Below are 14,069 nucleotides of genomic sequence, written 5' to 3' on the forward strand. Positions count from 1 at the left end.
CATTCATTAAAAACATCCGTTACCTTCATGTCATAATACGCTATGCTAATACCACCACTGCAAACCTATAGTATAGCAAATAGTCGAATCTCATAATTTTAAATATGGCTGTAAATATGACCGCAAATACAACAATAGATACAACATCATCAAAGCCTACAAACAACTCTACGCCTGATACTTTACAGGGCAACTCACCCAGTCATAATGCCAATAAAGAGCAGCTGGCGGACTCCTCAATTCATAAGCTAATCGAGGCCCAGATTGAGTTTACGCAGCAGTGGCTCTGTCAGCAAGCTAAGCCGCTGGTCAATGACGCTTGGCAATGGCTTGGTACCCAGCCAATGCGTCAATACCTAAGCTGTGAGGACTTACAGCATCTCATTAATGACTGGCTCCTCACTCAGCCGATGACTGAAGTCATGCGCACCGATATTAGAGCTATCCTGCAGACTGTGATTTATCATCCTGTCAATGACAACGTGCCGCTATCTGAGCTTGTCGATGAGACGCAAGTACAGACGCTAGCGAATTATATCGGCAGTCATCAGCAGCAGCGTAACGGACTGATACACGCGCTCATCGGTAATGACACCTTCGCCGATCTGCTGACTCAAACCTTGTATCACGCTATCAACGACTTTATGGAAAGCACGTTAGATAAAGCGGGCGGCGTCGGTAAGCTGATGAAAATGGGTCGTAGCTCTTTTGAAAAAGCCACCAATCGTAACTTAGACGAAAAACTGCAAACTTATTTACACCGTAATATCAAGGATTTAACCAATAAAGCAGAAGCGAATGCCCAAGCGCACTTATCTAACGAGGAAGTCTCAAGGCTACTCGTAATGGGCTGGGCCCGTATCAAAGATCAGCCCGTGAGCCAACTACAAACCTACTTAGACAACGATCCTGATAATGGGAGTATTCAGCACATCGAAGCCAGCGTACAGCAAAGCTATAATCGTCTGCGCCTCTCGCCTTATCTGCGCAGTTTAGTCGCGGCGAGTGTCGAGACTTGGTATGACAATCATCAAGGCGACACTATCGCAGCCTTAGCCGCTAGCGTCAATATTGATGAGCTAGCCGTATCTAAACTCACTCCTACGCTATTGCCTATCATCGAGGATGCTATCAATAGCGAATGGCTGAGCGCGCATCTACGCGATATGTTGCAGGCCTTTTATGAGCAGCCTAATATTCAACAAATATTTGCGACAAAAGACTAATAGCTCCTTATTTGCTATTATTTTACAGACTAGAAGATAATGGATTATCTTTGTATCCGCTCACACTTATAAGACAAAACTATGGATAGTAAGTCTAAACTCAGCTTATGGCAAAAACTCAAGCGACTACTCACCAGTAGCGCGCCGCAAGACAGCAGTCCTGCTGACAATATTGACCATAAAGACAATGTTAGCAATGATAACAGTGCTATTGGCGCGGACAGGAAACAACCTGAAAGCTTGCGCACTGAGAGTGCAAAGGATGACAATAAAAATAATCGTGTAGCCGATAATATTAATACCAGCAAAACGACTAAGGCCTCGTCAAGACAGGACTTCTCAAAGCGAGCGTCTTTAAGCAAAGATTCTATTAATAGCCCAAATCAGACGCCGATTATCGATTATTTAAAGCTCTATTTTCGTAGTAAACACTGGCATTATACGCACTACAAACCTAGGATCTCGGACGCTGAGCAGTCGCACTATCTATCACTGCGGATGAGAAACCGAAAAATAGACTGCGGCTACTTATTTCGAGTCCAAGAAAAAGAGCGTTTACTCGCGGTTTATGGGATTTTACCGTTTTTGATACCAGAGAGTCATCAAAGTGCGGCGATGTTACTGATGACCCAACTCAACTACGATATGGTCGTGGGTAATCTAGAGATGGATGTCAGCGATGGTGAGATGCGCTACAAAAACGCGCTTGATGTCGAAGTGTTAGGACTCGATGACGATATCATTGAGCATTTACTACAAAGCGTAGTCGCTATGACCACTGTTGCTTACGAGGTATTTAGTGACTTGCTAAATACGCAAGAGCCTAGCGAGGATATGCCCACTTTATTAGGCGAATTACGCGCGCAAGTGGATGCGCGTACTTATTTTTTAGCCAGCAAAAAAATGCAATAACCGCTTTTTTAAAATCATCGCTTTAAGATTATTGTTGTAAGATCACCATTTTAAATTCTCCGCTTTAAAACCACCGTTCTAAAAGATAGTACTATGTTGAAAATAGCTTATTCTGAAGTGTTTCGTTATGTCGTACCTGAAAGACACCGCTTCCCTATGCAAAAATACACTATGATTCCTGAGCGCTTATTGCGTGAAGGCACCATTACTCCCGATAACTTTTTTGCGCCAAAACGGCTGACAGAAGCGGAGATCTTAACGACGCATACGGCTGACTATTGGCATAAGCTCAAGACTCAAACCTTAACCCGCAAAGAGGCGCGACCTATCGGTTTTGAGATGACTGAGGCTTTAGTCGACCGCGGTCGGCATATCGCACATGCCACTTATGAGTGCGCGCTATACGCTCAGCAGTATGGGGTAGCGATGAATGTCGCCGGCGGCACCCATCACGCTTTTGCCGGTCATGGTGAGGGTTTTTGTGTATTTAATGATGTCTGTATCGCCAGCAACTTACTGCTAAACCGCGGACAGGCGAGCAAAATACTGGTTGTCGATTTGGATGTGCATCAAGGCAATGGCAATGCCAGTATTATGGCTGATGAGCCTAGAGTGTTTATCTTTAGCATGCACGGCGCCAAGAATTATCCTTTTCGTAAGCAGATCTCTGACTTAGATATTGAGCTTGATAACGATACTGGCGATGAAGAGTACTTGCGCGTATTAAAAGACACTTTGCCGCGCTTACTAGACGAGGTCGCCCCCGATATGATTTTTTATCAATCGGCGGTCGATGTACTAGCGACTGATAAATTAGGCAAGCTAGCGCTCACTCAAGCCGGCTGTAAAGCGCGTGATGAGTACGTATTGCAGCAAGCCAAAGACGCTGATATTCCAGTCGCTATTGTGATGGGCGGCGGCTATTCAGAGGATATTGAGGATGTCGTTGAGGCGCACTGTAATACTTTTCGGATAGCGCAGCGGCTTTATTTCGGTAATGAGTAAACGGTTCATCGATAGTAGTCAATAATGAACCAGATATTAAATCTTTTACCCTTCACTTTATTAGGGCGTGTTGAACATTCACAAATGCGCACTGCTGATGCTAAAATAGTTCTAGTCTAAGTGAAAATTGCAGGTAATGCTTATTGCATTGGATAGCTGATTTTATTTAAACAGTAACAACGACTAGGGCGATTTTAGCATCAGCCCTAACTACAACAACAGGGACAGTACTTTTTTTTGCCGCTTTATTGATAAAAATAGACGCTTAGAACAACTAAACTTACCATTTTTATCTGCAAATCGCCTAAAAAATAGTCTCTGTCAGTGCCATGGTCGAATGTTCAACACGCCCTATTATGGATTGGCTGTGAAGCATCAAAAATAGTCATTATTTTAACCGACATCATTCTGCTACTATAGCTTCCATATTTATGGCTAAATTTTTTATGTGGCTAAAGATAAGACTTGGCGACTTATAGCAGCTGTCCTTAAAAGCGATTAGTCTATTCATCATTCTCTATCAGTAGCCTCTAGTTAATACTCCCACCATATCTCTGCGCATAACAAGGACTATTCATGTCAGAACAAAAATTAGATGATCACCTGCCTAAAGACGGTAATGAGTATTTATTTACCGATACTTTTCCAAAAGGTACAGGCAAAGGATTGATCGTCGTCGCTATAGCAGCAGTAGTCAGTCTAGTGATTTATAACATTCTGCCATTTGATATCAGTGCCAATAAAGGCTTGGCAATGTTGTTCTTCATCGGCGCGCTTTGGCTTACCGAAGCGGTCCACGTCACTATTACCGCCATACTGGTCGTGGTAATAGGAACGCTGATTGGCATTCCAGATTTTGATGCAAGAATTGGTTTGCAAAGCTTTGCCAACCCCATCATTTATTTGTTTTTTGGTGGTTTTGCTTTAGCAGCAGCATTGCACGTACAGCAATTAGACAAAAAGATTGCCCTAAAAATACTATCTTTGTCAGGTGGTAAATTGGGTACCGCCGTGTTTTTGATATTTGGGGTGACGGCGTTTTTGTCGATGTGGATATCGAATACCGCAACTGCCGCGATGATGTTACCGTTAGCGCTAGGTATTTTAACCCAAGTAGATCGCGAAAAAGATCGTGGCACCTTTGTATTCGTGTTATTAGGTATTGCTTATTCAGCCAGTCTTGGCGGATTAGGGACTATCGTAGGTTCACCGCCTAATGCTATCGCTGCCAAAGCTTTAGATATCGCTTTTATCGATTGGATGAAGTTTGGTATCCCGATGATGCTAGTGTTGTTACCTATCTTGCTGGGTGCGATGTACTTGGTACTCAAACCTAATCTCAATCGACAAGTCACTATTGCGCAAGATGAGGTTATTGAGTGGAATAAACCAAGAATAGTCACTATCATTGTTTTTGTTTTGACAGCGCTTAGCTGGATATTCTCCAAAAAAATAGGTGCAGCATTAGATATCTCTGATACAGATGCTGTGATTGCATTATCAGCCGCGGCAGCTGTCGTTAGCTTAGGGTTAGTATCTTGGAAGCAAGTCTCTGATAATACCGACTGGGGCGTGCTCATGTTATTCGGTGGCGGTATCGCGCTATCGACAGTGTTAAAAGTCTCTGGCGCCTCTTTAGTGCTAGGGGAAACCGTTGCTAGCGCTTTATCAGCGGCGCCGCTCATCCTAGTGATGATTGCTATTTCAGCTTTTATCATCTTTTTGACCGAATTTGCCTCCAATACGGCATCTGCTGCACTATTAGTCCCTGTGTTTGCAGCGATTGCTGAGCAGATGGGTATTCCAAGTGAAGTATTAGTACTGGTAATCGGCATTGGTGCTTCGTGCGCCTTTATGCTACCTGTAGCCACGCCGCCGAATGCGATCGTATTTGGTACGGGGTTAATCAAACAATCTGAGATGATACGTACAGGCGTGGTTCTTAATATCATAGCTACAGGCGTTATTGGACTATGGGCGTACTTCTTTTTACTTTAAGTGAGTCCTATACAAAACAGCAATAACAACAAAGCCAAAACCTCACTGTTAATGTCATGACTTAGCAGTGAGGTTTTTTTATAGGTATACCGTTATAGACATACCGATAGTTGTTTCATTTTTAAAAGTATGTTGTGGCTATAGTCAATCAATATGAAAAGTGGTACAAGGCAGACGAGTGCAAGTACTACAGTAGTAGGCTAAACGAGTCTAACGCTTTAACACTTTAATAGTGGTTCGACTATATCTTTTTATAGGGTCATTACATCATTAATGCGGTTATTCCCTGCCAGCCAACGCGCAAACCCAGTCCCGTTAAAATCAGTAGAATAAGCTGACGAAAGCGCGCTTGCGGTAAATAACGACGTAAGCGAATCCCTACTAATAAGGCAACAACAGATACCGCACTAAGGATAGCTATCAGTTGCCACTCACTCCCTGTCAGCGCCATAATAGGCTCACGCAAGACAATAATTTGCGCAATCTTCCCTAAGAAATAACACATATTGCCGACTTTGGCGATAGTATCTTTATCATCGCTCGCTGACAATAAGTACATCATCAAAATAGTCGACATGGCATTCGTCGCGCCGCCTATGATACCTGCGCTTAGACCTACGATAATGAGCATAGCCTTGGTATTTGGCAGACGTATTTGTTTGCCCAGCAGTGCCGTTATGACATAAAAACTTATCACCGCGGCCAGTAACAATAAGATGTAAGCGCTCTCCACCCATAAGAGCAGTTTTGCCCCCAGTAGACTGCCAAGCAAACTCATCAAAGCCAATAGCCAGTAACGTTTGCCATAATAAGTGAGGTTTTGCCAAACACTACGTCCCCCACCACTCAGCCAAGTCATGGCATTGAGTAGTAGTGAGGGAAAAATAACCAATACAATAGCGTGCGGCAAAGGGTAAAGACTCGCTAAAGCGGTAGTCGTCACCAAAGTCACGCCAAGTCCGCTAATACCATGCAGCAGCGACGCGAAGCCAAATATAGCTAATAAAAGTAGCGTCTGTGTGTGCTCATCAGCCACCATTGCGCTCACCTGTTAAACTTGTATGGCATAACTGCGCTTGCATGACTGCCTTTATTAGTGCGCAAAACCATTAGCGCTTTGCCAAGGTCTGACCTATCAAAGTGGTCAATTGCTCTGCGATTTTGTTTTTGCTGGCTTTATCGAGCACTACTGCGTCCTGATCATAGTGTTCAGCAAAAAACACTTGCATGGCATTATCATCGCTTGCAAAGCCGATATCAGCTCGGGAGACATCATTACAAGCAATCATGTCTAAATCTTTGGCCGCAAGCTTACCACGCGCGTAGCGCTCAACGTCCTGGGTTTCTGCGGCAAAGCCAACGACAAACAGCTCTGGATGCGCTAAAGAAATTGTCGCTAAAATGTCTGGGTTTTTGACCAAATCAAGCGACATAGCGTCCTGAGTTTTTTTGATTTTTTGCGGCGCAGCATCGCGAGTCCGATAGTCAGCAACGGCGGCGGTCGCGATAAAGATATCTGCCGGTTTAGTGAGACGACTTTCTTCGATATAGCTATCCGTATCCTTACAACCACAGCAATCGTCATGCTCGTGGTCATGGCTATGATGCTCGTCAAACGCTAAGGCTGGCAGAGCTTGTAAGGCGCTATGTGTGCCATCGACACATTGCTGCGCGGCGCTCAGCATTTGCTCGGCTGACAGCACATCGATGCGCGTGACACCCGTCGGCGTCGGCAGACTCACCTTACCACCGACGATTAGCACCACCTCCGCGCCAGCATCACGGCAGGCATTAGCTAGTGCAAAACCCATCTTGCCAGAAGAGTGATTGGACAAATAGCGCACCGGATCTATCGCCTCAACCGTTGGCCCTGCGGTAATCACCACTCGCCTGCCCGTTAAACTCTGTTCAATAGACTGCTGCTTATAAAACAGTTGCACCTCGCTCAATAGCTGCTCAGGCTCAGGCAAGCGCCCAGCACCGACATCACCGCAGGCCTGCTCGCCGCTCGCTGGCATAATGATATGATAATTCATATCACGCAAAGTCTGCACATTAAGACTCACCGCCGGATGCGCCCACATTTGCTGATTCATTGCCGGAGCAACCATGACAGGCGCGCTAGTCGCTAGACAAACGGTAGTAAGCAAATCATCGGCCATGCCCATCGCCAGTCGCGCTAGAGTATTGGCAGAAGCGGGCGCGATAATGAGTAAGTCGGCCCACTTGGCCAGCTCGATATGCCCCATACCCGCCTCAGCCTCTTCATCGAGTAGTGAGGTATGTACCTCATTACCAGTTAAAGCTTGCAAGGTAAGCGGGGTAATAAAAGCTTGCGCCCCTGTGGTCATAATGACGCGCACTTCAAACCCTGCTTTGATCAATAAGCGGGCAAAAAAAGCAGATTTATAAGCGGCGACACCGCCGGTGATAGCGAGTAGAACGTTTGACATAAGCATGACATCGATAGGTAATAAAGAAAAGAAAAGATAAAATTTGCGCTTATAGTAACAAGTATGAGATAAGTTAGGTAAGGTTTTATAGTGCTATCGCTAGCTTAGCCATTTTTTATAAAAAACCATGACTAGCTTTGTGAATGAATCAATCAAAAACCGCGCGCAAAACCCCTCCATAACTCTTAGCCAAGAAAGGATGAATAATGGCGATCAAGGATTGGCACGAAGATGATAGACCAAGAGAAAAGCTACTAAAATTTGGCGCAAGTCATCTCTCTGACGCTGAGATACTAGCGATATTTTTGCGCACCGGTACTCAGTCGCAGTCGGCTATTGAGCTGGCAAGGTATTTGATCGATGAGTTTGGCTCGCTTGCCGAGCTGTTAGCTGCGCCAAAAGAGGTCGTTCTTGCCTGCCATGGCATCGGCCCTGCCAAGTATGCCCAGATACTCGCATCGCTTGAGATGGGCACGCGCTACTTAGACAGTAAGCTTAAAACCGGACAGGGACTTGGGCGCTCACAAGTGGTCAAAGACTATATTAGTACGCAATTACGCGGCGAGCACCGAGAAGTCTTTGCCGTCTTGTGTTTAGACAATGCCTTGAGTCTGCTGAACTTTGAGATACTATTTACCGGCGGTATCTCCTCGTGCTCGGTCTGCATCAAACACGTACTTCGCCACGCACTCACTCACGCCGCTAGTCAGTTGATAATCGCTCACAACCATCCTCATACCGACTCTAAACCTTCAGCCGCGGATAATATACTCACTTATGAGCTCAAAAAAGCGTGCGACTTGTTAGATTTATCTTTAGTCGATCACATCATCGTTGGCCGCAATGATACGCTGTCTTATGCCGAACAAGGCCTAGCCCCTTTCGCTTGAATATTGATTATCTTGAGTAGGTATTATAGAAGTTATCAGCTGATGCTTATACTATAACTGAGGATATAAAAACACATCTGCAAAAAATACAGTCTAATCGTGTGATGAGGTCATTATCACTAAATGACTTTCATACTTTCTTTATTTTATATCTCCTTACTCTCTAGCAATGGATACATATTCTCGACATAGAACAGCATTTTTATTCTTGATACTTGTCAGGTATTGTTTCATATTGGAAGATAAAATTATATTACTGTGTTATTGCAGACTGAAAGTTTGATCACTAGATTTCTGTTGCAATGATTGCAGCTTTTAACGTTATATAGAGATGCACCTACTGGTGACTACCATAATTTTATAACGACTCTTTATTTATAACACTACCTTTAGTTTTACTAGCGCTTGTTAAGGAGACCGTCATGGCGATTGGTTTATTTGTTTTGGCAATACTTATTCAGTTAGCCGTGATTTTGGCCATCTTTTTAATGTCGTTGTCGAGGGTGACTGGCAGTATTATCGCTATTGTGACGGTAGTAGTCACCGCCTTTATCAGTCCGTGGTCGCTTATCTTAGGGGTGCCGATTGCCCTACTATGCCTAGTACTTCTTATTACTCCTATCCGCCAAGCGCTTATTACTAAGCCTGTCTATAAGACTTTAGGCGGGGCTATGCCGAGCATGAGCGATACTGAGCGCGAAGCACTCGATGCCGGAACGAGCTGGTGGGAAAAAGAGCTGTTTATGGGCGCGCCTGATTGGAATACCTTTGCTGAGTACCCTTATCCTAAGCTGTCTGCTGAGGAGCAAAGCTTTATCGATAATGAAGTCGAACAGCTTTGCGCGATGATTGATGAGTGGCAGATTCAGCACGAAGATAAGGACTTATCCCCTGAGACTTGGCAATTTATCAAAGATAATGGCTTTTTGGGTTTAATTATTCCTAAAGAATTCGGTGGTCTAGAGTTTAGCTCTTACGCACAAAGCCTTGTGATGAGCAAGATTGCCTCACGATCGCCTACCGCAGCGGTCAGCTGTATGGTGCCAAACTCGCTCGGTCCAGGTGAGCTGCTCATGCATTATGGTACAGACGAGCAAAAGCAGCGCTGGTTACCAGGGCTCGCCAGTGGTGAGGAGATTCCTTGCTTTGGTTTGACAGGACCAGAAGCCGGCTCAGATGCAGGCGCTATCCCTGATACGGGTGTGGTCTGTTATGGCAATCATGAGGGCGAGCAAGTCCTTGGCCTTCGCATGAATTTCTCTAAGCGCTGGATCACGCTAGCGCCTATTGCCACAGTGGTCGGTCTAGCCTTTAAGATGTACGATCCAGAAGGTCTACTTGGCGATGCCGATAAGACAGATTATGGCATTACTTGTGCGCTAGTGCCTGCCAGTCACGAAGGCGTCATTACCGGCCCTCGTCACAATCCTGGTGGCTCGCCCTTTATGAATGGTACGGTCGATGGCACTGATGTCTTTATTCCACTAGATTACATCATCGGCGGGGTCGAAAACGCAGGACGCGGTTGGCGCATGTTGATGGAGTGCTTAGGCGTAGGCCGCGGTATCTCCTTGCCGGCGCTCTCGACCTCAGCAAGCGAGATGACTTATCTGTCGGTCGGTGCTTTTGCTAAGGTGCGTGAGCAGTTTAAAATCTCAGTCGGTAAGTTTGAAGGCGTACAAGATGCGACAAGTCGGATGGCAAGCCAAACTTATATGCTTGAAGCTTTTCGCCATCTAGTAACTTGTGGTCTTAATCAAGGAGGTACGCCATCAGTGATGACGGCTATGGCAAAATACTATGCCACAGAGACCATGCGTGAAGTGGTCAATGATGGTATGGATGTCTTGGGTGGCCGCGGTATTCAGATGGGCCCACGCAACTTCTTATCGACCCCTTATCAGGCTATTCCTGTCTCCGTTACCGTTGAAGGCGCGAATATCTTAACGCGCTCATTGATGATATTTGGTCAAGGCGCGATGCGCTGTCACCCCTATCTATTTGATGAACTACAACTGCTCCAAAGCGAAGACAAGCAAAGCGCGGTAAAAGAGTTTGATACTTTGTTTTTTAAACATTTAGGCTATACCTTTAATCGCGGTGCCCGTGCCTTTGTGGCAGGTTATGTCGGTGGTAGTAGTAAAGCGCCAAGCTTTGCCGATGCCTTTACACGCCCTTACTACAAGCACATTAACCGCTTGAGTGCGAGCTTTGCGCTGACCGCAGACATGGCATTAGGGCTACTGGCAGGGGATCTGAAGCGTAAAGAGATGCTCTCTGGCCGCCTAGCAGACATTCATAGTCATCTATTTATTGCTACGGCTATTTTGCAGTTCTATGAGAATGGCACCAAATCTGAAGCTGAGCGCTTGCATGCCAAGGTCGCTTTACAAGACAGCTTATATACTATCCAAGAAGCTTTTGTCTCTTTATTTGCCAACTTTCCCAACCGCATAGCAGCAAATGTAGTTGGCTTTGTCACCTTCCCTAGCGGCCGTATCTTTACGCCGACAAGCGATGAGCTCAAAGTGAAGCTTGGTGATACCTTTATGGATGATTTTGAAGCTAACCCATTCCGCGATTATCTCAAAACTATGGTCTATTACAGTACCGACCCTGAGGATCCTAATGGACGCATGGAAAATGCGTATCAGACATTACTTGAAGTTGAGCCATTATGGCAAAAATTCAAAAAAGCGGAGCACAAAGGCGAGTTTGCGGGTCTAACCTTTGAAGACCATGTGGTACAAGCCAGTCAAAATGGCGATATCACTGAAAGTGAAGCGGAGCAATTAATCCGCTATAACGGCATTCGCTACGATTCCTTATTGACAGATGTTTTTGATGAGCACTTACAGCACGCTCAAGAGCGTGATAATCCTCATAGTCTAGAGAACGCGGTGCATAAGCTTACCGATTACGCACAGCTCAATAGTAATGCTGCGGCTAAAAACACACCATCACCCGCTCACGATGAAGCGGCAACTGGTTTTCATGAGCAGACTGGTGATGCCAATCCCAATCATGGCTATGAAGAAGATGGTGATGTGGAGATGCGTAGCGAGCAAGATACTGTTAGAGAAACTACTGAGCAAACCGACTTTACGCAAGCCCATCCTGAAGAAGAGGCGCTTAAACATCGTCATCGCGATGCAGAGACAACGCTCAATGAGCGTATGGGCAACAATCATCGTAGCACAGCCTCAGAGCGCGCTGAGCCAAACAGCGCTCAATTGCATGGCACCCAGCTAACGGACAATGCCGACCAGATAGATACTGACCATGCCAATACTGATGACATCAATCACGACGACGTCAATCAAAAAGACAGGGCGTAAAAAACGCAGTCTATCGACGAGCACCTAGACGAGCTGGGCGATAGTGAGCCATGGCAAGACAAACATCGCCACGAGGAAAGCAAAAACTAAGCGATGGACTATTTAGAAAGTGCCTCTTTAGAAAGCACTGTTTTAAAGCACTATTGCTTATTAGCGCGTGACCTCATTTAGAGAGCTATCGATAGAATTAAGAATACGCCTAGCCTCTCATCTTGATAGACTTATGTTTTATAGTAAAGTAATTCTTACCAGTGGCCTGAGACTTAACCATTGATATATTATCTGTCATTTTTACAAAAGACTGCCGCGGTTAGGCAGTCTTTTTTTTGTCCGAGCGTTTTTGGTCATTGCACCCTTTTGATGATGACATTTAACAAAAACGCGTTGGTGCTGGCTTAAATGTCGATATTTTAGCGACGTTAGCCTAATGATTATGGTACTTTTGGCGATTTATAGCATCAGATCTGTTTTTTGCTAAGTGATTATCTCAGCCAATTTTTTGACAAAAAAGCTTAAACCGCCTTTAATCAGTTATAGATTATTATTTAAGTCATAAAAAAATCTTGCAGTAACCTTAACAATTATTTTATATTGTCGAATAGCCTGACATGAAATGACAGACAAAATTTTGCAGATGCAACACCATCAGGCGTAAGGATGGCAATCATAAACGCATTGGTTTAGTAGCACCCTTGATACTGAATGTTACGGATAAAAGGATAGAGTTTATGTGGAAAAATATGGGACTAACGGGCAAGATCATCGTTGCCATGGTGCTCGGTATCATACTGGGATTATTTATCAACTATTCAGGACTGAACGCTGAGGGCGGTTTTGTTAGTACATATATCACCAATGGGTTTTTGGCTATCATCGGCAAGCTATTCGTAAACTCCCTCAAAATGCTGGTCGTGCCTTTGGTACTTATCTCGCTGATTTGCGGGGTGTGCGGTATTGGTGATATTCGCTTGCTTGGGCGCATAGGTACCAAGACTTTCCTAATCTATATGATGACGACCGCGCTTGCCATTGCAACTGCTATCGGGCTTGGGTTTTTATTTGGTATCGGTAAAGGCATGGATGTTGAGACAGAAGCGGCATTTGAAGCCAAGTCTGCGCCACCTCTACTCGATGTTTTTTCAAATATCATTCCGTCAAACCCCATCAGTGCGATGGCAAATGGCGACATGCTGTCGATTATCTTCTTTGCCATCTTGATCGGTATCAGTATTTTGATGGTCGGCAAACCTGCCAAAGGGTTGGTACAAAGCTTGGAGCTGATTAATGAAGTCATCTTAAAGATGGTGACCATCATTATGAATCTTGCGCCTTATGGGGTTTTTGCGCTATTGACCACAGCCATGGCGGAGCTGGGTTTAGATCTGATTTGGTCGTTGCTCGGTTATGTTGCGGTACTGATTGGCTCACTGGCTTTCCACTTTTTTATCACTATGATGATCGTGCTAAAGCTATTTTCTGGTCTGTCTATTAAGACGTTTTTGGCGAAAATGCGCGAAGTACAGATTTTTGCTTTTAGTACCTCAAGCTCGAACGCCACCATTCCGATCACGCTGCGTACCGTCACCAAGCGTATGGGTGTCAACAACTCAGTAGCCTCGTTTACCGTGCCTTTTGGGGCGACCATCAACATGGATGGTACGGCCATCATGCAAGGTACGGCGACCATCTTTATTGCCAATATTTATGGTATTGACTTGGGTGTGACTGAGTATCTGACAGTTATCTTGATGTCAGTGCTGGCCTCTATCGGTACCGCAGGCGTCCCTGGTGTGGGCTTGATCATGCTGTCTATGGTATTTGCTCAAGTCGGCCTGCCCATCGAAGGTATTGGTCTGATCTTGGGTGTGGATCGTATTCTTGATATGCTGCGTACGGCGGTCAACGTCGGCGGCGATGCAGCAGTGACAGCAATCGTGGCAAAATCTGAGGAGAAAATGGACGTCGCTATCTACAACGATCCTGCGGCGGGCACCAAAGACGTCTTTGATGGTCACATCGATGAAGACAATGAGCGTGAGTTCTCTCAAGTGTTTAGTGATGGCATCATGGGTAGTGAGTACGATGATATTGATCGTCGCCGCTAATCGATAAAGCGTTTATTTATTCAATCATAAAAACCCCGGCGATATGAACTGAACCCCGTAAGTTGGACACAACTTATGGGGTATTTTTATGGCTACACCACCTATAAACAGGCTGCATCGATCTCAATACATCACAGCTTGC

9 protein-coding genes are annotated in these 14,069 nt (G+C 45.1%); 7 read left to right on the plus strand and 2 right to left on the minus strand.

What is annotated here, in order from left to right:
* Nucleotides 1-116: 116 nt before the first annotated feature.
* From W234_RS0103545 to W234_RS0103560, 4 genes are all read left to right on the plus strand, one after another.
* Entirely contained in the window at nucleotides 117-1,226 is a 1,110-nt protein-coding gene (locus W234_RS0103545; RefSeq protein ID WP_025644803.1) for a hypothetical protein, read from the plus strand.
* Between the two features lie 81 nt (nucleotides 1,227-1,307).
* Nucleotides 1,308-2,138, plus strand: a complete 831-nt coding sequence (locus W234_RS0103550; protein ID WP_025644805.1) for a YbjN domain-containing protein — start codon at nucleotides 1,308-1,310, stop codon at nucleotides 2,136-2,138.
* 93 nt (nucleotides 2,139-2,231) lie between these two features.
* Nucleotides 2,232-3,143, plus strand: a complete 912-nt coding sequence (locus tag W234_RS0103555) for a histone deacetylase (protein ID WP_025644807.1) — start codon at nucleotides 2,232-2,234, stop codon at nucleotides 3,141-3,143.
* 576 nt (nucleotides 3,144-3,719) lie between these two features.
* Nucleotides 3,720-5,141, plus strand: a complete 1,422-nt coding sequence (locus W234_RS0103560; protein ID WP_025644809.1) for an SLC13 family permease — start codon at nucleotides 3,720-3,722, stop codon at nucleotides 5,139-5,141.
* A gap of 262 nt (nucleotides 5,142-5,403) precedes the next feature.
* Here W234_RS0103560 and W234_RS0103565 read toward each other — a convergent pair whose 3' ends face one another.
* Nucleotides 5,404-6,180, minus strand: coding sequence for a TSUP family transporter (locus tag W234_RS0103565; protein WP_037058804.1), 777 nt, complete (start codon nucleotides 6,178-6,180; stop codon nucleotides 5,404-5,406).
* Nucleotides 6,181-6,250: 70 nt separating this feature from the next.
* Nucleotides 6,251-7,594, minus strand: a complete 1,344-nt coding sequence (gene coaBC, locus W234_RS0103570; protein WP_025644813.1) for a bifunctional phosphopantothenoylcysteine decarboxylase/phosphopantothenate--cysteine ligase CoaBC — start codon at nucleotides 7,592-7,594, stop codon at nucleotides 6,251-6,253.
* A 206-nt stretch (nucleotides 7,595-7,800) separates the two neighbouring features.
* Here coaBC and radC point away from each other — a divergent pair, with 206 nt between their 5' ends.
* The 3 genes from radC to W234_RS0103585 all read left to right on the plus strand — a co-directional run bounded on the left by radC (nucleotide 7,801) and on the right by W234_RS0103585 (nucleotide 13,927).
* On the plus strand, nucleotides 7,801-8,484 hold the full coding sequence (gene radC, locus W234_RS0103575; protein WP_025644814.1) for a RadC family protein: 684 nt from the start codon (nucleotides 7,801-7,803) through the stop codon (nucleotides 8,482-8,484).
* Between the two features lie 422 nt (nucleotides 8,485-8,906).
* On the plus strand, nucleotides 8,907-11,822 hold the full coding sequence (locus W234_RS0103580) for an acyl-CoA dehydrogenase (protein ID WP_025644816.1): 2,916 nt from the start codon (nucleotides 8,907-8,909) through the stop codon (nucleotides 11,820-11,822).
* Nucleotides 11,823-12,550: 728 nt separating this feature from the next.
* A complete protein-coding gene (locus W234_RS0103585) occupies nucleotides 12,551-13,927 on the plus strand; it encodes a dicarboxylate/amino acid:cation symporter (protein ID WP_025644818.1) in 1,377 nt (458 codons plus the stop codon).
* Nucleotides 13,928-14,069: the final 142 nt, after the last annotated feature.

The organism is Psychrobacter sp. TB15, assembly GCF_000511655.1.
GTDB lineage: Bacteria > Pseudomonadota > Gammaproteobacteria > Pseudomonadales > Moraxellaceae > Psychrobacter > Psychrobacter submarinus.